Raw genomic sequence first — 19491 nt, forward strand, 5'->3', positions numbered from 1 at the left:
GTACCGCCACCGTGCGAGCCGCTCAGTGCCCCACCCGCAGCACGATCTTGCCGGTGTGAGCGCCCGACTCCATCAGCCGGTGGGCGTCGGCGATCCGCTCCAGGCCGTCGAAGGTCTCGGCGATCACCGGCGCGAGGGAGCCGTCGCGCAGCCCCGAACCGATGAACCCGGAGGCCCGGCGGCGCCCCTCGGGGGTCCGGGCCAGCGCCCCGTTGGCGTACGTGTGCGTGGTCTGCGGCCAGTTCCGCGACAGCGTCACCGGCCGCGGGTCCTGCCAGCCGTACAGCACGGCGGTGCCGCCGGGCCGCAGCGCGTCCCCCAGCGCCGCGAACCCGGGGCCCCCGATCGCGTCGAAGACCAGGTCGGCGCCCGCCCCGCCGGTGATCCCGCGCACCGCCGCGGTCACGTCCTCGCTCTCCGTGACCACCACGTGCGCGGCCCCCAGGTCCAGGAGCGCCTTCCGCTTGGCCTCGCCCCGGGTGGTGGCGATCGGGACCGCCCCGACCCGCAGCGCGGTCTGCACCGCCGCCGTCCCCACCCCGCTGGAGGCGCCCGTGATCACCACGTGCTGCCCGGGCAGCAGACCGCCGGCCTCCACCATCCCGCCGTACGCCGTGAAGTACGTCAGCCAGACCGCCGCCGCCGTCACCGCGTCCACCCCCTCGGGGCGGGCCACCAGGTACTCCTCCGGCAGCACCACCCGCTCCGCGTGCACCCCGTGGACCCCGAAGTCGAAATTGGCGGCCGCCATCACGGGATCGCCCGGGGCGTACGCGGTCACCCCCGCGCCGACCTCCTCGACCACCCCGGCCGCCTCGTACCCGAGCCGTGCCCCGGGCAGCGTCGGGGCGTAGTGGTAGGTGCCGGAGCGGAAGAGAACGTCGGCCCGGTTGAGGCCGACCGCGTCCACCCGGACGCGGACCTCCCCGGGGCCCGGCGCGGGCAGCGGCACCTCCTCCACGCCGAGCACCTCGGGGCCGCCGAGCTCGTGGAACAGCACCGCGCGGGTCGTCGTACCGGTCGTCGTGAACTGTGTGGTCGTCATGCCACGACCGTAGGAAGCGGGACCGGGACGATCCATGTCCTCCCGGCTCCCGGACATGTCCGATCGTCTCGCCGCGCGGGACGGCCGGGGCGGAGTGCCGGTGATCTTCTGGACCAGGGGTGCCTGGAGCTCGGCGGGGCGAGCGGCCGGGCGGGGTGCGGCGCCGAGGGGGACGGGACGTGGCCCGGGCGGTTCGGTACGGTGCCGGGATGGACGTACTGAGCGACGCCATCGCCGCCATGCGCACCGGGCGCCCGCACTCCTCCCGCACCGTCCGTTTCGCCCCCTGGGGCTTCCGCTTCCCGCCGGGCAAGGGCGCCGGCTTCCATGTCGTCCTCCAGGGCACCGCCTGGCTGCTCCCCCCGGACGGCGCCCCGCCCGTCCGGCTCGGCCCCGGCGACGTCGTCCTCCTCGCCCACGGCACCGGCCACGGCCTGGCCGACCGGCCCGACACCCCGCTCGTGGACGCCGTGCCCGCGCCGGACGGCTCCTGGCCCACCCCGCCGGACCGCGGCCCCGTCGGCAGCGAGGAGACCCTGCTGCTCTGCGGCGCCTACCAGTTGGACCGGGACCGGGCCCATCCGCTGCTCACCGACCTCCCGCCGTTCGTGCACCTCCCCGCCCGGGTCGGCGCCCACCCCCGGCTGCGCGCCGCCGTCGACCTGCTCGGCGCGGAACTCGCCGAACCGCAGCCGGGCGCCGACGCGGTGGTCCCGGCCCTGCTCGACACGCTCCTGCTCTACCTGCTCCGCACCTGGTGGCTCACCGAACGCGCCGACCTCACCACCGGCTGGTCCGCCGCCCTCGCCGACCCCGCCGTCGCCGCGGCCCTGCGAGCCCTCCACGGAGACCCCGCCCGGTCCTGGACGGTGGAGGAACTCGGCGCCCTCACCGGCCTCTCCCGCGCCGCCTTCGCCCGCCGGTTCTCCGCCCTCGTGGGCCGGGCGCCGCTCGCGTACCTCACCTGGTGGCGGATGACCACGGCGGGCCGCCTGCTGCGCACCGGCGACCTCCCGCTCCGCTCCGTCGCCGGGCGGTGCGGCTACTCCTCGGAGTTCGCCTTCGCCAAGGCCTTCAAACGCCAGTACGGCATGGCCCCCGGCCGCTACCGCAGGGGCACGGCACCCGCCGGGCCCGTCCCCGCCTCCTGACCTCCCGACCGGACGGAGGAAAGTCCGCCGCCGCACGCACCCGGCCCGGGCCCCCGAACGCCCTTGCCGCATGCCGATCATCGCAGGCAGGGTGCTCCCTGTGGCGAGTACCGTCACGCCATCAGGGGAGAGCTCACATGGCCGACTGCTATCTGTACCGCGTCGTGACCGCGGAAGGGCACCTGACGCTGGTCTGGCGGCCCGGAGAGGGTGATGCCCGTGACGAGTTCGCCGTCGACGGCCTCGGGGAACTCCTCGCGTTCCGCGACCCCGCGGCCGTGCGGGAACACTGCGAGCGCACCGGAGGGGAACTCGTCCCGGAGGGGGAAGCCACCCTCGACCTGGAGGGCGTACGGCGGTGGGCGGAGCGTCCCGGCCTCGGCCCGGTCCCGGCGGGACTGCTGCTGGACGCGTGGAACTTCTTCGACGACCTCTCCCACGGCCTCAGGGCCGGACCGCCGCTCCCCTCCCGGGGACCGGTCCCCGACAGCGCCTACGAGAAGCTCTTCGGCGGTGACGCCCCCGAACCGGACGCCGGTGGGGGAGCCTGGACGGACGAGGAGACCGCGGCCCTGCGCGCGCTCGTCCGCGCGGGCCTGGACCTCTGGGAACGGGCCGTGCGCCGGTCCGGCGCCGGCTGAACCGATCCACGGCCGGCCGCATGGGGGCGCGCCCGCCTTCCGCCCGTGAGCGGTGCGCGGGCCACGACGAGGGAGCGGGTCCGGGGCACGGGGCCCCGCACCCCCGCCACCTGGTGCTCCGCCTCACACTCGGCGCCGGGACGGAATGAACCGGGAGGCCGGTGGCGTTCCGTCGCCGTCAGGACCACCGCCGACCCCCCGGAGAGAACCCCCATGCGCGTCGAGATCTGGAGCGACATCGCCTGCCCGTGAACCAACGGAACCACAGCTTATCGCGCGGCCGTTGACCTGCGTGGATGAACGCATGAAAGCCCCGCCCATGCGGCCCGAGGGCGACCGCATGGACGGGGCGTTGAGGGGCCTACAGGGCAGCGCTCAAGGCTTCGCAGACTTCGGCGCTTGTCGGCCGGTCGGCGGGCGAGCGGCTGAGCATGTGAGGGATGAGCGACCCCAGCACCCCCGGCACGTTCACCGGTCGGTGGGAGCCCGCCACGATGGCTTGCCGCTGGACCTCGCGGGGTGCGTCGTCCGGGTAGGCGACGTGGCGCCACCCTGTTGCGCTGATGAAGAGTGCAGCTCCCAGCGCGTACACATCGGCTTCCCGCGTCGGCGTGGCCGTGCCCGACTCCAGGACGCTCGCGGAGATCTCCGGCGCTTCGTAGTGGACGAGACATCCCCGATACGGGAAGTCATAGCGACGGGGAATCTTGCCGCCGCCCTGAGCGAGGGCGAGATCAATCAGGAACGTTCCGGCTGAACGCCCGATGATGAAGTGAGCCGGCTGAACGTCCCCGTGGACCCAACCCTTCTCGTGCAGGGCGGCCAGGGCGACGGCGCACGACAGTGCTTCGCCGAGATCCGGTGTGGGCGCCTCCGCCTCGATTCGGTGCGGCTCCCACAGCTCATAAAGGCTGTCGCCCTTCCGCCACGGCTGGGCGCTCCACGTGCCGCGTTCCCATTCCCCGCTGAGAATGCGTTCATGGGTGAGCTGCCGGAGAATCGCAGCTTCGCGGGCGGGGGCAAGTGCGGTCCACGCGTGGGTTTTGGTGAGATAGCCCACCTTCACCGCGTACGGGCCAAGGTCCGTCTTGACCTCCCAGACGGTGGACCCCCGCCGATTGAGAACGAGCCGCTTGTTCCCCGGATTCAGGAGCAGTAGCGCGCCCTCGGGCGGTTCGTATGGTCCTTCGGAACTCATGCGTTCACCTCCAACGGCGGAGCCGACCCCCGAACGTCGGGGATCGGCTCCGCTCACTTCACGGGCCGGAGAGTACCGGCGGTCAGACGGCCCGGTAGTCGCGTCCGCAGTCCGAATCGCACTGCGCGGCGTTCTCACCGTTCACGGTCCACAGGTCGTCCATGACCATGAGCCCGTTGGCCTTGATCGCGTGGGCCGTCGCCTTGACCTCCTCCAGGACCCGGCCCCCGCCGCCGGGGCGCGGGTTGTGCTCCAGGAAGCGGCCCGCGTACTTCTCGCAGAACTCGCGGTAGTCGGCGGTGTGCAGGATGAACGCGTGCAGCGCGCCGTCCACGTCGTCACTCGGGACCATCTTCACCGTGGCCGTGCCGACCGTGGCGAGGAACGCCAACGCCTGGTCGGTGGCGCGCTCCGCCTTCGCCTGGTCGTAGCCGAAGTGCGTCACGGTGAACTCGGCGATGCTGGCGAACAGCGCCGAGTCGACCAGCGCGCGGCCGGTGCGAAGGTCATTTGCGGTAGCCGTCATGGCTGTTTCCTCCTGTTGGGTGTGGAGAACTGCACCTGCAACCCGCTCGTCCTTGCCGTCACTCGACGGGCGGGAGTGGTGCCCGCTCTCCTCCCGGACGGAAGACGGGGGAGCCTCCGTTGTGAGTTCACGGGAGGAGAGCGGAGTTCGTGGGTTGCGCTGTGAGCCGGCCGCCTACGCGGCGAGCCCCGCACAGCGCGTGCGGTGGAGCTTGGCGAGGGCGGCAAGCTGGCGCTTCTCGCGGTCGGTGGCGGGGCGCACCCGAGTCCAAGGGGACGACCAGGCGTAGCCGGTCGGCCGGATGAGGCGAACGATCCCGCCGGGGGCGAACCCGGCGACGACGCCCACCATGTCGTGCGAGGACTCGTACACCTTGAGCCCGACAACGAGACCGGTGTTCCCGTACGGCTTGGGCCGACGGTTCACCAGGCCCGGGGTCCGTACTCGCGGCTGCGCCGATTCGCTTCCGCCACGCGTTCCGTAAGCGCGTCCGACTGCCGCGCCGGGGAAATCTCTGCCGGGTCGGCTTCCCATTCCCTACCCCCATTCAGCGGGCGAAGCTGGTAGCGCGGGCCGACGTGGCCCATGACGCGCCCCACACGGCCCGTTCTCGTGTCCTGGACGACTTCTCCCGGCTCCCACACCCGCGGGTGCTCGCGCGGGCTCTCAGGTGTGTTCACGGCGCCCTTCCGCTCCAACCCGGCACGCACCCGGAGCAGTACGGGCCGCGTGGGCGACACGTAGCCGCTCCGGGGCACCCACTCCGGCGCGAGTCGCCAGAACCCGCCCGCCTGTATCAGGGCGGCCAACTCGTCCACGTCTTCGGTCTCGCGGGCGGCCTTGTGATCCATGTCCGGGGTCCTTCGCTGTGGCGTCGTCCCTTGCGGTGATCTCTGCTCGCACTAGGCAACCGCGCGACTACGCCCGGCGGTACCGTTGCAACAGGGGCAGGACTTAAGAGCTTTAAGCGGCTTCACAGCGCGGGGAGTTGAGGACCGGTGGGCAACCCGGAATCGAACGCGGGGCTTGAGCGGCTGTACCGGGAAACCGGGTGGACGCTGCGGCGGTTCGCGCAGGAGATCAACCGCTTGGGGACGGAGCGAGGGACGCCCCTCCGATACCGAGAGCCTTCGGTGCATCAGTGGCTCAAGGGGCACATGCCCAAAGAAGACGTGCGCCCGCTCACCCTGGAAGCCCTTGCCCGCAAGCTGCGGCGCCCGGTGACGAACAGCGAGGCCGGGTTCCCCGCGACTTCCGCCGATCAGCAGCCCGCCCACCCCAGTACGGTGGAGGGGCTGTTAGACCTGGGGAGGCAAGACATGGACCCGTCCCGCCGGAGCATCCTCGGCGTCGGCCTCTTCTCTGTTGCGCTGACCATTCCCAACTGGCCCGATGTCGTCGGCAGAATGGAAGCCGTCCAAAAGGGCGACGTTCAGCGCATAGGGATGGCCGATGTCCAGACCGTTTCCGCGATGACTGAGCGCATCTCTGAGCTTGACGACCAGTTCGGGGGGCGCATTGCCCGGCCCATGGCTGCCGCATTCCTGGTGAACACAGCGGCTCCGTATCTGCGAATGGAAGCCCCGGAATCCGTCCGCAAAGCGCTGATGAGTGCGGTCTCGGATCTCTGTTACCTCACGGGCTACATGGCGGTCGACGAGGGGCTTCATGGTCTGGCGCAGAAATATTACCTAAAGGCCCTTGAACTCGCCGGAGCGTCCGAGGATCACTTGACGTTCTGCACCACCCTGCGAGGGATGAGCGTTCAAGCAGTCGACTTGGGGCACGGCGCGCAGGCAATGCGCCTCGCGGACGCTGCGGCGGCTGCCTCACCGCAAGCCGGCCCACGAATGCGCGCCTTTCTCGTCGGGCAGCAGGCCCATGCGGCAGCGCAGACGGGGGCTCGCGTCCAGGCGCAGCGCTACCTGCGAGAAGCCGAAGTGGCCATGGAAAAGGCGGAGTCGCAGTCCAAGGCTTTCGGCTCTTACGACCCGTCGTCGCTCTTGTACCACACAAGCCAAGTCCGGTACGAACTCGGAGACATCGCCGGATCAATCGAAGCGATGGAACAGTCCGACCGGATTCGGCAGAGCGTCTACCGCCGTGCCAGGGTCCGACATCGCTGCACTCTTGCCGAGAGGCAGCTAGAGCTAGGTCACCTTGAAGCTGCGTGCCAGACGTGGGCTCTCGCCTTGGAGGATTACCCCAGTCTCCAATCTGGGCGTGCGGACGAGCGGATCCAGACAATGCACAATCGAATTCGGCCATTCCTCAAGAATCATGCAGCGCGTGATCTTTACGAGCGGGCTCGACCGGTAACCCCGGCAAGATTGCTCCCACGGTAAACCCGAATGGCCCTGCCCTCATCTCCCCTCACGGGGCGGTAAGGACGGGGCTCTTTCCGTAACAATGATTCAACTAAGGGTTGTCCCGTTAAGGATCTTGCAGTCACCGGACGTAGAGGCCCACAGTGCCGCGTGCGACCTATCCGGCGAGGGCGAGGTTGTGTAGACGGGCGATGCCGAGCATGGCGTGGTGGACGCCGTCGCCTTTGAGGCGGCAGTCGCGGAGTATCTTCCAGGTCTTCATGCGGGCGAAGACGTGCTCGACGCGGGCGCGGACCTGCTTGTGGGACTTGTTGTGTTCCTCTTTCCAGGCCGGCAGTACGGTCTGGCTGCGCTTGCGACGGTGCGGGATGAGAGTCCGGTGCCCGGGTAGCCACCGTCGGCGATCGTGAGAGTGTTGCCCACGGCGGCCTTGGCGCCGGATTCTTCCCATGCCTTGCAGTCGTTGCGGTTCTCGGCGAGGGGCCGGCCGACCACGACGACCAGACGGGTGTCGGCGTCGCTGACGACCTGGTGGTTGGTGGAGTACCGACAGTTCTTCGACCGCTCGGCGATGGTGTGGTCCCGGGTGGGGACCAGGGTGCCATCCACGATGAGCACGGTGTTCTTGGCGAACCGCTCGCGAGACCGGAGCGCCAGCAGGGGGCCGAGGTGGTTGATGACCCGGCCCTTCGAGATGCCGAACAGCGGGGCGAGCTGCCGTAACGTCAGATTAGTGCGCCAGTATGCCGTGACCGGTAGAACCCTGTCCTCCAGCGGCAGGCTCTACGGCCGGCCTCGATGGACCACATCTGCTCCATCCCGACGCAGCATGGTCAGTAGCTTGCCGAAGCAGCGCGGGCTCAGTCCCGCGAACGGGGCTATCCAGGACGGCTCCGACGCCGTGATCACACTCGCCACCGGCTCCATGCCATGACAATCCCGCAGCTACGCTGACCAGGGCAGTCCACAGTGAGTAAGACCGGGAGAAACCGTGAACCGACCGCTGTTGTTCCTCGACGTGGACGGGCCACTCAACCCTTACGCAGCCAAGCCGGAGAAACGTCCCGACGGTTACACCACAATCCGAGTTCCCCGGAACGACGCCCATGGGGACGACAGGGGCCTCTCGTCCCGACGGCGCCCCCTGCGGGTCTGGCTCAACCCAGAGCACGGGCGAAACCTGCTCCCGCTCGGCTTCGAGCTGTGCTGGGCCACCACATGGATGGACGACGCCAACCGGTGGATCGCACCGGTCCTCGGCCTTCCGGAACTTCTCTTCGTCGACTTCGGTGACGTTCTACTGCAAGAACGCCCCGATGGAGTCCACTGGAAGACGGGACCACTGGTGAAATACGCAGACGGCCGTCCTTTCGCCTGGGTGGACGACGAGCAGAGCGAGCTGGACCAGACGTACGTGACTGCCCACCACCAGGGAACCGGGCTCCTGCACCACGTCAACCCACGGATTGGCCTCCGGGAGAACGACTTCCACACGCTCGCCGGCTTCGCCCGGTCCCTGAGCACCTCACGAACCACCAGCTGAGCACCCCACCAACTGTTCAGGCCGCTCCGGACCCGCAGCCAAGATCTCTGCGGGACAGCCCTTAGGCATGCGAGTTTTTTGCCTCCCTGCCGATCTGGCAGGCGAGGGGCGGGGAGTACCCCCTGGTCGGCGTCACCAACGGCGAGGCGGGACACGCTCGGCTGCCCATCCGCCCGGTTGGCGTTTCACGGTCTCGCGGTTGTGACACGTCGAGCACAGCGGACGCAGGCGAGAGAACGCGTCCGGATCGGCAACGCCCCGAGCGACCAGTGAACGGCGCGACTCCGGGAAGTGGTCCGCCACCGTGGCCGTGCGACCGCACAGCAGGCACCACGGATGCCGGTAGAGGAACGCGCGTCGGATGCGCTGCCACCGTGTGGTGTAGCCCCGCTCTGCGCTCGTACCGCGCTGCCGCTTGGCCTCACGTTCATGGGCCGGACAACGGCCACCGCGAGCGGTCAACTCAGGGCACCCGGGGACCGAGCGCGGGGGGGCAGGGTCTACGTGGCAAAACGTCACCTCCCGGGCGGCGCATTGTCCAGAACGTCAAGTTGACAGGCTCGGCTTTATACACATATGGCGTGTGACAAGCGGGGGTGGGTGAGTGCTTCACTGACAACATGAACCCGAAGACCGAGACCCGCCCTGCACTTGAACTCCGCTTCGGCGGACTGCACTTGACCGTGCAGCACATACCAGGTTGGCTCGTCGCGCTGATCACCGCCAGTGGCGGGGCAGCGCTGACGTGGTGGACACAGCACTAGGCCACCCGTCCCCCGCACTCGGTCCGGGTCTTGAGCCCGTGGCACTCGTGGCACAGCACTTGGACGCTGCTGTCCACGTCCTCACCGTCGAGGGACAAGGCCCGCACGTGATCCACGTCCACCCCGTCCGCGGGGAAGTCGCCTAGGCACCAGTCGCACCAGGCCGAGCCCCGTTCCTACACTCGCCGGCGGAGCCTCGCGGCAGCGTCTCGGCGGTTCGCCCGTCGGCCCCGTGCTCGCCGGCTGCGGACACTCGGGCGTCCCTCGTGCGCGGTGTGTGCGTCTTGCAGCGGCCCCGATGGGTCGCGGGCTCCGTGCAGTCGATACAGCGCATGGCGCCCCTTCGATGTTGTCGGCCTGGTCGTCTTTTTCTCCGTGCCCGCCCCCGGACTCGAACCGGGAACACCGCGGATCTAGGCCGCGTGCCTCTGCCGATTGGGCTAGGCCGGCTGGTAGTCAATGAGGCGGGCCGTGTCTCCATACCGGCGCAGTCGTTCAGCAGAGCATGAACAAGATCATCGCGGCCGCTGCACTCGTACTTGCGAGCGTTGCCCTCGCCGCCCCCGCCCACGCTGACAACGACGACAACTTCGGCGGCGGAATCAACGCGGCCAACAATTGGAACTTCACTGCCGCCGCCGTCTGTTACCAGGAGCTCGCCACAGTCCCGGTCCTCGGCGACTGGGTTGGCGACCACGCCAACAACTGCTCCAACGGCAACGTCATCAACCACGCGGCACGGTAAGCCACCGGTTTCTGGTCCGAGTGCCCACCCCAGGACTCGAACCCGGAACTCTGCGGCCGATATCTCCGAACCGGGGCCGGTACCGCGCACCTCTACCGATTGGGTCAGGTGGGCGTGGTGTCGTCGCTCGCTGTACTCCCTGCGAGTGACACCGCGGATGGTCGCCGCTGCGGTGGGTACGCAGATCGCCGACAACCAAGCGGCAGCGAAAGGCGCGAACCGTGCAAGCAAACGTCGGAGACCAGATCCTCATGGCCGTACACGGTCGTGAGCAGAGCGCAGAGGTAGTAGAGGTGCGGGGAGCGGACGGGGAGCCTCCCTACCTCGTGCGCTTCCCCGACGGACGGGAACAGCTCGTCTACCCTGGTCCGAACGATCGGGTCACCCCCAGCGCTTAGCGCACTGTCGTCCTGTCGCTCATCGCCGCATTGCCTGGACGCCGCGGGGCATCACGGTTTCACCTTCCGGCGCCGGACCCGAATCGGACCAGAGCGGCCGTCCCTGCGCATCGCGTGGGAAGTACGGCTAGTCCCCGTTCGGCCCAGGGGCGACAGGAACGACGTGGGGATTCCCCGTGGAGCGGGCCGATTGACGGCCTCCCGCGGGGAACCCATGGTGGGCCCATGGACTCCTTGGACCAGCCGCTCGGCGGCGCCGAGTTCGCGCCCGCGCGGACCTATCTGAACACCTCGGCCTGCGGACTGCTGCCCCGCCGCACCGTCGAGGCGATCACCCTCCTCGCCCAGGAGACGGCCGCCGGCCGCCCGGACGGTCCCGGCAGCTTCGACCTCGTGGACGAGGCCAGGGCCGGCTTCGCCCGGCTCGTCGGGGTGGACCGCGAGCGGGTGGCCGTCGGCAGCTCGGTCGCCGTCCACTGCGGCATGATCGCCCAGTCCCTGCCGGCCGGTGCCGAAGTCCTCCTCGTGGAGGGTGAGTTCGCCTCGCTCGTCACCCCCTTCACCGTACGCGGGGACCTCAGGACCCGCTTCGTACCCCTGGAGCGGCTCGCCGGCTCCATCGGCCCCGAGACCGCGCTCGTCGCCTTCGCCGCCGTCCAATCGGCGGACGGCCGCACGGCCGACCTCGCCGCGATCCGGGCCGCCGCAGCCGCCCACGGCGCCCGGACGCTCCTGGACGTCACGCAGGCGGCCGGGTGGCTGCCGCTGCGCGCCGGCGACTGGGACTGCACGGTCGCCGGCGCCTACAAGTTCCTGCTCTGCCCGCGCGGCGCGTCCTTCCTCACCGTCACGGAGGAGGCGCAGGAGTTCCTGTCACCGATCCACGCCGGCTGGGTGACGGGGGAGGAGCTGTGGGCCAACATCTACGGCCCGGTCCGGGAACTCGCCCGCTCCGCGCGCCGGTTCGACGAGCCCGCCGCCTTCTTCCCCTACCACGGGGCGGCCCGCTCGCTCGCCCTCCTCGAAGAGATCGGGGTCGACCGGATCGGACGTCACGCGCGAGGTCTCGCGGCCCGTTTCCGCGCCGGTCTGACCACGATCGGCAGGGCGGCGGTCCCCGGCGACTCCCCGGTCGTCGCCGTTCCCGGCCTCGGGCACCGCGCGGACGCCCTGCGGGAGGCGGGAGTGCTGCTCTCCGCCCGGGCGGGCCACCTGCGGGCCTCGTTCCACCTCTACAACACCACGGCGGACGTGGACCGCGCCCTGGACGTCATCGCCGGCTGAGCGGGCGACGAGGGAGCGGCGGGGGGAGGGGAGCGGTGGATACGAAGGGGCGACGGGGCCGTAGGGGCGGTGGCGGTCCCGCCCGGGAGCCCCCGCCGGACCGCCTCAGCCGCTCGGCGCGCGCCGGTGCGGCCCGCCTCGGCCGCTCAGCACGTGCCGGTCGGGCCCGTCTCCGCCGCTCGGCAGGCGCCGCTCTCGCCCGCCTCCGCCGCCTCGGTGGCCAGGTTCTCCGCCAGGACGCCCAGCAGCCGGGCCAGTTCCGTGCTCTCGGCCGGAGTCAGGCCCGTCAGGGAGGTCCGCTCCAGGTCGGACCAGGCGCCCTCGACGCCGGCGCGCAGGGCGTCGCCCTTCCCCGTGGACTCGACGAGGACGGCGCGCCGGTCGGCGGGGTCGGGGCTGCGGCGGACGTAGCCGCACAGTTCGAGCCGCTGGAGCATCTTCGTCACCGTGGACGGGTCCACGCCCAGGAACTGGATCAGCTCGGACTGGCGGGCGGCGCCGCTGTCCCACAGGCGCATCATCATCAGCTCCTGCCCGGGGTAGAGCCCCAGCTCGCGCAGCCGCCGCCCCATGGCGATGCGGTGCATGCGGGAGACCCGGGCCAGGGCGTGGCCGACCGGGCCGCCGCGGGCCGCGGACGGCGGGGACGCGGGGCAGAAGGCTTCGACACCGGACATCGGGGCTCCTCGGGTGGCTCGTCCACCAGATTACCTTGGTCGGCCAATCAATGGGTTACAGTGACGACGGCCCGATTAGTTGGCCGACCACATATTCATGTGAGGGGAACCGTCATGCCCACTGCCTTCGACCCCGTCGACCTCGCCGGAACCCGCCTCGCCAACCGCATCGCCATGGCGCCCATGACCCGCAGCCGCGCCGACGGCGCGACCCGCACCCCCACCCCGCTCGTCGCCGAGTACTACGCCCAGCGCGCCTCCGCCGGGCTGATCGTCACCGAGGGCGTCCAGCCCGTCCCCGGCGGCCAGGGCTACCCCGACACCCCCGGCCTGCACAGCCGGGAGCAGATCGCCGCCTGGCGCGAGGTCACCGACGCCGTCCACGCCCGCGGCGGCCGGATCTTCGCCCAGCTGATGCACGCCGGCCGCATCGGCCACCCCGACCTGCTCGACGGCGACCTCCACCCGGTCGGCCCCTCCCCGGTCGCCGCCGCGGGGCGCGTCTTCACCCACGAAGGCCCCAAGGACTTCGTCACCCCGCGCGAACTCACCGGCGAGCAGGTCCGCGAGACGATCGACGGCTTCGCCGCCGCCGCCCGCAACGCCGTCGAGGCCGGCTTCGACGGCGTCGAGATCCACGGCGCCAACGGCTACCTGGTCCAGCAGTTCCTCGCCTCCGGCTCCAACCACCGCACCGACGAATGGGGCGGCCCGGTCGAGCACCGCGTCCGCTTCGCCGCCGAGGTCGTCAAGGCCGTCGCCGCCGAGATCGGGCCCGAACGCACCGGCCTGCGCATCTCCCCGGCGGGCACGTTCAACGACATCACGGAGACCGAGACCGAGGAGCTCTACCAGGCCCTCCTCGCCGCGATCGAGCCCGTCGGCATCGCCTACCTCCACGTCCTGGAGACCGGCCCGGAACGCCGTCCCCTCACCCTGGACCTGCGCAAGCGGTTCGCCGGGACCTTCGTCCTCAACCCGGCCACCGAGGGCCCCACCGACGCCGAGTCCCTCGCCCTCGTCGAGGACGGCACCGCCGACCTGATCGCCTTCGGCCGCCTCTTCATCGCCAACCCGGACCTGCCCGCGCGGCTGCGCGCCGGAGGCCCGTACAACCCGATCGACGAGACGACGATGTACGGCGGCGACCACCGCGGCTACACCGACTACCCGACCCTGTAACGGGGTTCGTTCGCCAGGGGGCGGGACGGCGGGCCGCGCCCCGGGTACGCGACGGGGCGGGGCCCGGACACCGGACCCCGCCCCGTCCCCGTACCGCCTACGCCGCCCAGGCCTCCGTCACGGCCCGGCGCGCGCCCTCCAGGTCCACCGGGCGGCCCGACTCGCCGAGCGCCGTGCCGAGTGCCGCCAGGGAGGACTGCACCGCGCCCGGAGTCGCGTCGACCCCGTAGTGGTTGACCCGGATCATCTCGCCCGACAGCGCGCCGCCGCCCGCGATCAGCGGCAGCGACGGGTCCGCCGCCAGCGCCTTCGCCACCAGCTCCGCCGCGTCCACCCCGGACGGGGCGCGCAGCGTCGTCGCGACCGGCGCCGCGTCCCTCGCCTCGTACACGTACGGCTCGAGCCCGCCGCCGAGCGCCAGCGCACCCGCCCGGGTCGCCGCCGCGGCCGAGGCGTGCCGGGCCATCAGCGCGTCCAGGCCCTCCGCCTCGATCCGCTCCAGGCACGCCTCCAGGGCCAGCATCTCCAGCTGGGCGGGGGCGTGCAGCAGCGCCTTGCGGCCGCCGTCGATCCAGCGCTCCTTCCAGTCCAGGAGGGAGAGGTACGAGCGGCGCGGCGCGGCCGGGTTGGCGGCGAACCGCTCCCAGGCCCGCTCGCTCACCGAGACCGCCGAGACACCCGCCGGGCCGCCCATCGCCTTCTGCGCGCCGATGATGCACATGTCCACGCCCCAGGCGTCCGGCAGCACCGGCTCCGCGCCGATCGACGCCACCGCGTCCAGGTAGAACAGCGCGCCGTGCGCCCGCACGACCTCCCCGATCTCCGCGACGGGGTTGGTGTTGCCGGTCGCCGCCTCCGCGTGCACCAGGGACACGAAGTCGATCTCCGGGTGCTCGGCGAACGCCCGCTCCACCTGCTCCGCCGTCACCGCCGTGTGGAACGGCACCGCCAGGTCGACCACGGTCGCCCCGCAGTCCCGCAGCCAGTCGCCGAAGGTCTGCCCGTACGGGCCCGTCACCACGTTCAGCGCCGTCGAACCGGCCCGCGCCCCGCTGCGGATGCACCCCTCCAGGGGCAGCAGCGCCTCGCCCTGGGTGATCACCACGTCCTGCTCGGTGGAGAGCAGCGCGGCCACCCGGCGCTCGATCGACGCGAAGTGCGCGGCGGTCAGCGGGGCCAGGTCCAGGAGCGGATGTGTCACGGTCACGGTGGTGCCTTCTCGACTCGGTGCGGCGCGGGCCCGCGGCGGAGCCCTGTCCCGCACAGGTTACCGAGCGGCACCCGTCCCGCCCCGCGCGGCCGCCCTCGTACAGTGCAGGCATGAGCGATCACGTGGTGCTGCATGTGAAGGGGCGGGTGCTCGTCGGCCCGGAGGACGTACGGGACGAACTGTGGTGCGTGGGCGGGCGGATCACCTTCGACCGGCCCGCGGCCGAGGCGGTGACCGTCGAGGGCTGGGCGCTGCCCGGTCTCGTCGACGCCCACTGCCACGTCGGCCTGGACCGGCACGGGCCCGTCGACGAGGCCACCAGCGAGAAGCAGGCCCTCACCGACCGGGACGCCGGCACGCTCCTGATCCGCGACGCCGGCTCGCCCTCCGACACCCGCTGGATCGACGCCCGCGAGGACCTTCCGAAGATCATCCGTGCCGGCCGGCACATCGCCCGCACCCGCCGCTACATCCGGAACTACGCCCACGAGATCGAACCCGCCGACCTCGTCACCTACGTCGGCCGGGAGGCGCGGCGCGGCGACGGCTGGGTCAAGCTCGTCGGCGACTGGATCGACCGCGAGGCGGGCGACCTCACGGCCTGCTGGCCGCGAGCCGAGGTCGAGGCGGCCATCGCCGAGGCGCACCGGCTCGGCGCCCGCGTCACCGCGCACTGCTTCGCCGAGGACGCGCTGCGCGACCTCGTGGAGGCGGGCATCGACTGCGTGGAGCACGCCACCGGGCTCACCGAGGAGACGATCCCCCTCTTCGCCGAGCGGGGCGTCGCCATCGTCCCCACCCTGGTCAACATCGCGACCTTCCCGCACCTCGCCGACGGCGGCGAGCAGAAGTTCCCCCGCTGGTCCGCCCACATGCGCCGGCTCCACGAGCGCCGGTACGACACGGTCCGCGCGGCCTTCGACGCGGGCGTCCCGGTGTTCGTCGGCACCGACGCGGGCGGCTCCCTCGCCCACGGCCTGGTCGCCGAGGAGGTGGAGGAACTGACCCGCGCCGGCATCCCCCCGATCGACGCCCTCTCCGCCACCACCTGGGCCGCCCGCTCCTGGCTCGGCCGCCCCGCCCTGGAGGAGGGCGCCCCGGCCGACCTCGTCGTCTACGGCGAGGACCCCCGCGCCGACGTCCGCGCCCTCGCGGCCCCCCGCCGGGTCGTCGTCAACGGACGGATCGTGGCGTAGGGACCCGCCCCGGGCGTCAGGGCCGGGTGAGGAAGGCCAGCCGGGCCTTCTTCTCCGGGATGAAGACCTCCGGCAGGTCCACCTCCGGCAGGACGACCTCCGGGCCCGGCTCGAAGCCGGCGCGCACCATACGGGCGATCGCCTTCTCGTTGGCCGCGTCGGGCTCCACCACGATCCGGCTGTGGTCCTTCAGGCAGAAGTCGACCAGCGCGCCGAGCAGCCGCCCGGTGAAACCGGGCTCGTGGGCCGTGCCCGGGGCGATGAGGAGGTGGACGCCGATGTCACCGGGCCGTACCTCGTAGCACTCGCTCACCCGGTCGGCCGCCGGGTCGTACGTCTGGAAGAGGCAGACCGGCTCGTCGTCCCGCAGGACCAGGAAGCCGTGGTGCGTCGTGAGCGAGTCCAGGTGCGCGTAGATGTCCCGGACCTGCTCGACGGTGGTGCCGACCATGCCCCAGAAGCGCGCCCGCTCCTCGTTGACCCAGCCGTGGAGCAGCGGCGCGTCGCGGTCCGGGTCGATCGGCCGGACGGTGACGGTGCCGAGACCCTCGACGGTCTGCACGTGTACGGGGGTGGTCATCCCTGCTCCTTGGTGAGGTGGTTCCAGTCGGTGGTGACGGGGGCGAGTTCGCCCCGCAGCCACAGGGGGAGCTGGTCGCGGTGGTGCGGGTCGCCGGGCACCCCGGACGCCCCGAACGGCACGATCCAGCCACTGCGTTCGCGGTCCGCGAGGTCCCAGACGTAGCGGGCGGCGGAGGCGCGGGCGCTCCGGTCCGTGTAGCCGGGCACGCTGGAGGTCGAGAACACGCAGTCGTGGTCACCGCCGAGTCCCGGCCACACCGCGTCGTCGGGTTCGGGCAGCGCCTGCCACGGGGCGAGCCGGTGCGTGGCGCCCCAGGCGGCGGGCGGCTCCCCGGCCGCGACCTCCGCCAGGGCCTCGCGCACGATCCGTTCGACGTCGGCGGGCGGTACGGGACCGGAGACGAGCAGCGTCTCCAGGGCCAGCCCCACCCGGGGCCCGAGCGCCAGCCAGGGGCGGAACAGCTCGGGGCACGGGGCCGGTTCGCGCAGCGCCGCGAAGGCCTCGTGGGCGGCGAGGCGCCGGACGACGGCGCCGCGCACGGCCGCGTAGAGCCCCGCGTCGGTACTGTCGGCCTCCATCCGCCGGTCCCAGCCGAGCAGCCGGTCCCGTACGGCCGAGGCGGCGGGGGAAAGGCCCTCCCCGGCGCGCCGCACCGCCTCCAGGAGCCGGGCCGCCGAGGGGGTGTCGGTGTCGCGGTGGACGGCGGCCGTCGCCTCCGGGGTCCAGGCGTCCGACGCGCTCAGCAGCGCGTCGATGCGGGCGGCCCGGTGCGGTGGCGCGAACTCGACGCCCAGCGGCGCGGCGAGACCCCGGGCGTTGGCCATCACGGCGTGGCCCCGGACCTCGGCACGGGGGAGCGGCGCGGGCCGGGAGGCCCACGCGTGGGCCGGGTCCCAGGCCGGTACGAGCCGCAGGGAGTTGCGCCGGTCGCGTACGGGGACGTGGCCGGCGACCCGGTGCAGGAGGCCGCCCCGGGTGTCGGCGGCCTGGACGACGTTCACCGGTTCGACCCAGCGGTCGAGCGCGGCGTCCACGTCCTCGACGGTACGGGCCCGGAGCAGCGCGGGCAGGGTCCCGAAGCCGAGTTCCCCGGTGACGCGCGGCGGGTGGCGCAGGCTGACCGCCTCCCACTCGCCGGGTCCGGGCGGCGCGAGGTCCCCGCCGTGGGGGGCGCCGCCGTCGCCGGAACGGTCGTTCCCGGTCCCGGAGCCGTCGGCCCCCGCCTCCGGGCCGTCCTCCGCGCCGATGATCACCGGGCCGCGGTCCGTCTCGATCACCTCGACGGTGACCGGCTCGCCGTCCAGGACCGTCACCGTCTCGCGGTGGGTCGCGGCCGGACGCCAGCCGTCCGGGCCGAGGGCCTCCACGCTCCCGTCGGGGAGCCGCCGGAGCCGCTCGCGGTACAGATCCTGGTAGTCGGCCATGGCGTTGGTGATGGCCCAGGCGACCGGGCCCGCGTGGCCGAAGTGGGCCAGGCCGGGGACGCCGGGCACGGCGAGGCCCACGACGTCGTACGCGGGGCAGGCGAGCCGGATCTGCTGGTAGACGCCCGGCGCCTCGATGAACCGGTGGGGGTCCCCGGCGACCAGCGGGGCACCGCTCGCGGTCCGCTCGCCGGCCACCACCCAGCCGTTGGACCCCGCCGTTCCGGGGCCGTCGGCCGCGAAGAGTTCGATCCACTCCTCGCCGAGCCGGCGGGCGACCTGCTCCCGCCACAGCTTGGTGGGGAAACCGGCGAAGAGGATGTGGGTGGAGAGCCAGACGGCGAGCGGGGTCCACGGTTCCCACCGGCCGGGGGCCAGCCCCGTGGCGGCGAACTCGGGCGCCCGCCGCGCGCCGTCGGCGAGGCCGTCGTTGACCCCGTCCACGTACGCGCGGACCCAGGCCGCCGCCGGTGCGTCGGACTCCTCGAGCCGCGCGAAGCAGCGGCGGGCGGTGTCGGCGAGCCGGGCGCGCCGGACGAAGGTGTCCCAGCCGAGTTCGGCGGCGCCGAGGAAGGCGGCCGTCGTGCCCTGCGCGCGGTGCCGCTCGACCTCCAGCTGCCAGGCCCGGTCGTGGGCGGTGACCCGTCCCTGGGCGAAGGCGAGTTCCTCCGGGCCGGCGGCACGCAGATGAGGGACGCCCCAGGCGTCCCGGTAGACCTCGATGCTCACGCCAGACCCCGATCCCGTCCTTCTGCAGCCATGATTCATTAGGTTAGGCTGTCCTAAATTAATCTACAGGAGTTCAGGGGTGGGGTTCACGGTGGGTCATGGCTGGCAGGGGGCCGTCCTCAAGCTGATGCGCGGCAAGGACTTCACGTTCACCGTGACGGGGGCCGAGCAGGTCACCGAGGGCTACCGCCGGGTGCACTGCGCGGACGGCGGTCTCCTCGCCGCCGCCGGGGTGCACCCCACGATGTGGGTGCGCCTCTGGTTCGACGACGGGGGCAAGCCCCACCAGCGGGCCTACACCCTCGTCGACCCGGACCCCGGGGCCGGCACCTTCAGCCTGGAGTTCGCGCTCCACGAGGGCGTGGCCGCCCGCTGGGCACGCACCTGCGTTCCCGGCGCCACCATCGACGCCACCCTCCAGGGCACCGGCTTCGAGCTTCCCGAACCGCCGCCGTCCCGCCTGCTCCTCGTCGGCGACCCCGCCTCGCTGCCCGCCGTCAACTCCCTCCTCGACGCGCTGCCGGACGTGCCCGCGACGATCTGGTTCGAGACCCGGCACGCCTCCGACGCGGAGCTGCCGTTCCGTACCGACCCCGGGCGCCACGACCTGCGGACGGTGCCGCACGACGGCACCGGCGCCGGGTTCGTGACGCGGGTGAAGGCCGAACTGCCCGCCCTGGCCGGCCCCGGCACGTACCTCTGGATCGCCTGCGACACCACCACCACGCGCACCCTCGCCTCGTACGCGCGCAAGGAGCTGGCCTTCCCCAGGGAACGCCTCCACGCCCTCGGGTACTGGCGCGCGAGCTGACGGGCGCCCGGTTGACGGACCGTTACCCCGGTTCCTTCCGGTTCGTTCTCACCCTTC

Annotated in this window: 19 protein-coding genes, 2 tRNA genes and 1 pseudogene; 10 read left to right on the top strand and 12 right to left on the bottom strand. The window is 72.1% G+C overall.

Features of this window, described 5'->3' with window-relative positions:
- Window positions 1-22: 22 nt before the first annotated feature.
- Complete coding sequence (locus ACFY60_RS14270; RefSeq protein ID WP_388611597.1) at window positions 23-1045, bottom strand: zinc-dependent alcohol dehydrogenase family protein; 1023 nt, start codon at window positions 1043-1045, stop codon at window positions 23-25.
- Between the two features lie 209 nt (window positions 1046-1254).
- Between ACFY60_RS14270 and ACFY60_RS14275 the strand changes: the two genes are divergently transcribed.
- Together ACFY60_RS14275 and ACFY60_RS14280 are read left to right on the top strand one after the other, a co-directional pair.
- Window positions 1255-2196, top strand: a complete 942-nt coding sequence (locus ACFY60_RS14275) for an AraC family transcriptional regulator (protein WP_388611599.1) — start codon at window positions 1255-1257, stop codon at window positions 2194-2196.
- A gap of 137 nt (window positions 2197-2333) precedes the next feature.
- Entirely contained in the window at window positions 2334-2837 is a 504-nt protein-coding gene (locus ACFY60_RS14280) for a hypothetical protein (RefSeq protein WP_388611601.1), read from the top strand.
- 361 nt (window positions 2838-3198) lie between these two features.
- Here the strand turns inward: ACFY60_RS14280 and ACFY60_RS14285 are convergent, their stop codons facing one another.
- The 3 genes from ACFY60_RS14285 to ACFY60_RS14295 all read right to left on the bottom strand — a co-directional run bounded on the left by ACFY60_RS14285 (window position 3199) and on the right by ACFY60_RS14295 (window position 4987).
- Window positions 3199-4035 carry a protein kinase gene (locus tag ACFY60_RS14285; RefSeq protein WP_388611603.1) on the bottom strand — a complete coding sequence of 279 codons (837 nt, stop codon included), beginning with the start codon at window positions 4033-4035 and terminating at the stop codon, window positions 3199-3201.
- A gap of 82 nt (window positions 4036-4117) precedes the next feature.
- Window positions 4118-4561, bottom strand: coding sequence for a hypothetical protein (locus ACFY60_RS14290; RefSeq protein WP_388611605.1), 444 nt, complete (start codon window positions 4559-4561; stop codon window positions 4118-4120).
- 174 nt (window positions 4562-4735) lie between these two features.
- Entirely contained in the window at window positions 4736-4987 is a 252-nt protein-coding gene (locus ACFY60_RS14295; RefSeq protein ID WP_356691648.1) for a hypothetical protein, read from the bottom strand.
- 572 nt (window positions 4988-5559) lie between these two features.
- Between ACFY60_RS14295 and ACFY60_RS14300 the strand changes: the two genes are divergently transcribed.
- Window positions 5560-6906, top strand: a complete 1347-nt coding sequence (locus tag ACFY60_RS14300) for a tetratricopeptide repeat protein (RefSeq protein WP_388611607.1) — start codon at window positions 5560-5562, stop codon at window positions 6904-6906.
- 139 nt (window positions 6907-7045) lie between these two features.
- Here ACFY60_RS14300 and ACFY60_RS14305 read toward each other — a convergent pair.
- A pseudogene (locus ACFY60_RS14305) lies at window positions 7046-7806 on the bottom strand (transposase).
- Window positions 7807-7879: 73 nt separating this feature from the next.
- On the opposite strand from ACFY60_RS14305, the gene ACFY60_RS14310 reads away from it, so the two are divergent.
- On the top strand, window positions 7880-8431 hold the full coding sequence (locus ACFY60_RS14310) for a hypothetical protein (protein WP_388611609.1): 552 nt from the start codon (window positions 7880-7882) through the stop codon (window positions 8429-8431).
- A gap of 760 nt (window positions 8432-9191) precedes the next feature.
- Here the strand turns inward: ACFY60_RS14310 and ACFY60_RS14315 are convergent.
- Window positions 9192-9317, bottom strand: coding sequence for an HNH endonuclease (locus ACFY60_RS14315; protein WP_388611611.1), 126 nt, complete (start codon window positions 9315-9317; stop codon window positions 9192-9194).
- A gap of 254 nt (window positions 9318-9571) precedes the next feature.
- Window positions 9572-9645: transfer RNA gene (locus ACFY60_RS14320), tRNA-Leu, on the bottom strand.
- A gap of 55 nt (window positions 9646-9700) precedes the next feature.
- Here ACFY60_RS14320 and ACFY60_RS14325 point away from each other — a divergent pair.
- A complete protein-coding gene (locus ACFY60_RS14325) occupies window positions 9701-9940 on the top strand; it encodes a hypothetical protein (protein ID WP_388611613.1) in 240 nt (79 codons plus the stop codon).
- Window positions 9941-9961: 21 nt separating this feature from the next.
- On the opposite strand, the gene ACFY60_RS14330 is transcribed toward ACFY60_RS14325, so the two are convergent.
- Window positions 9962-10054 (bottom strand) — tRNA-OTHER (locus tag ACFY60_RS14330).
- Window positions 10055-10161: 107 nt separating this feature from the next.
- Between ACFY60_RS14330 and ACFY60_RS14335 the strand changes: the two genes are divergently transcribed.
- On the top strand, window positions 10162-10338 hold the full coding sequence (locus tag ACFY60_RS14335; RefSeq protein WP_388611615.1) for a DUF1918 domain-containing protein: 177 nt from the start codon (window positions 10162-10164) through the stop codon (window positions 10336-10338).
- 225 nt (window positions 10339-10563) lie between these two features.
- On the top strand, window positions 10564-11622 hold the full coding sequence (locus tag ACFY60_RS14340) for an aminotransferase class V-fold PLP-dependent enzyme (protein WP_388611617.1): 1059 nt from the start codon (window positions 10564-10566) through the stop codon (window positions 11620-11622).
- Between the two features lie 146 nt (window positions 11623-11768).
- Here ACFY60_RS14340 and ACFY60_RS14345 read toward each other — a convergent pair whose 3' ends face one another.
- Complete coding sequence (locus ACFY60_RS14345) at window positions 11769-12299, bottom strand: MarR family winged helix-turn-helix transcriptional regulator (protein WP_388611619.1); 531 nt, start codon at window positions 12297-12299, stop codon at window positions 11769-11771.
- Window positions 12300-12413: 114 nt separating this feature from the next.
- On the opposite strand from ACFY60_RS14345, the gene ACFY60_RS14350 reads away from it, so the two are divergent.
- A complete protein-coding gene (locus ACFY60_RS14350; RefSeq protein ID WP_388611621.1) occupies window positions 12414-13481 on the top strand; it encodes an alkene reductase in 1068 nt (355 codons plus the stop codon).
- Window positions 13482-13578: 97 nt separating this feature from the next.
- Here ACFY60_RS14350 and ACFY60_RS14355 read toward each other — a convergent pair whose 3' ends face one another.
- A complete protein-coding gene (locus tag ACFY60_RS14355; RefSeq protein ID WP_388611752.1) occupies window positions 13579-14682 on the bottom strand; it encodes a pyridoxal-phosphate-dependent aminotransferase family protein in 1104 nt (367 codons plus the stop codon).
- A gap of 119 nt (window positions 14683-14801) precedes the next feature.
- On the opposite strand from ACFY60_RS14355, the gene ACFY60_RS14360 reads away from it, so the two are divergent.
- Window positions 14802-15887 carry an amidohydrolase family protein gene (locus ACFY60_RS14360; RefSeq protein WP_388611622.1) on the top strand — a complete coding sequence of 362 codons (1086 nt, stop codon included), beginning with the start codon at window positions 14802-14804 and terminating at the stop codon, window positions 15885-15887.
- Window positions 15888-15903: 16 nt separating this feature from the next.
- On the opposite strand, the gene ACFY60_RS14365 is transcribed toward ACFY60_RS14360, so the two are convergent.
- A complete protein-coding gene (locus ACFY60_RS14365) occupies window positions 15904-16467 on the bottom strand; it encodes a GNAT family N-acetyltransferase (RefSeq protein ID WP_388611624.1) in 564 nt (187 codons plus the stop codon).
- Window positions 16464-18623, bottom strand: a complete 2160-nt coding sequence (locus ACFY60_RS14370) for a penicillin acylase family protein (protein WP_388611626.1) — start codon at window positions 18621-18623, stop codon at window positions 16464-16466. Before ACFY60_RS14370 ends, ACFY60_RS14365 begins: the two co-directional genes overlap by 4 nt.
- 91 nt (window positions 18624-18714) lie before the next feature.
- Between ACFY60_RS14370 and ACFY60_RS14375 the strand changes: the two genes are divergently transcribed.
- A complete protein-coding gene (locus tag ACFY60_RS14375) occupies window positions 18715-19434 on the top strand; it encodes a siderophore-interacting protein (RefSeq protein ID WP_388611754.1) in 720 nt (239 codons plus the stop codon).
- Window positions 19435-19491: the final 57 nt, after the last annotated feature.

Source organism: Streptomyces sp. NPDC012827 (genome assembly GCF_042900905.1).
GTDB lineage: Bacteria > Actinomycetota > Actinomycetes > Streptomycetales > Streptomycetaceae > Streptomyces > Streptomyces gulbargensis.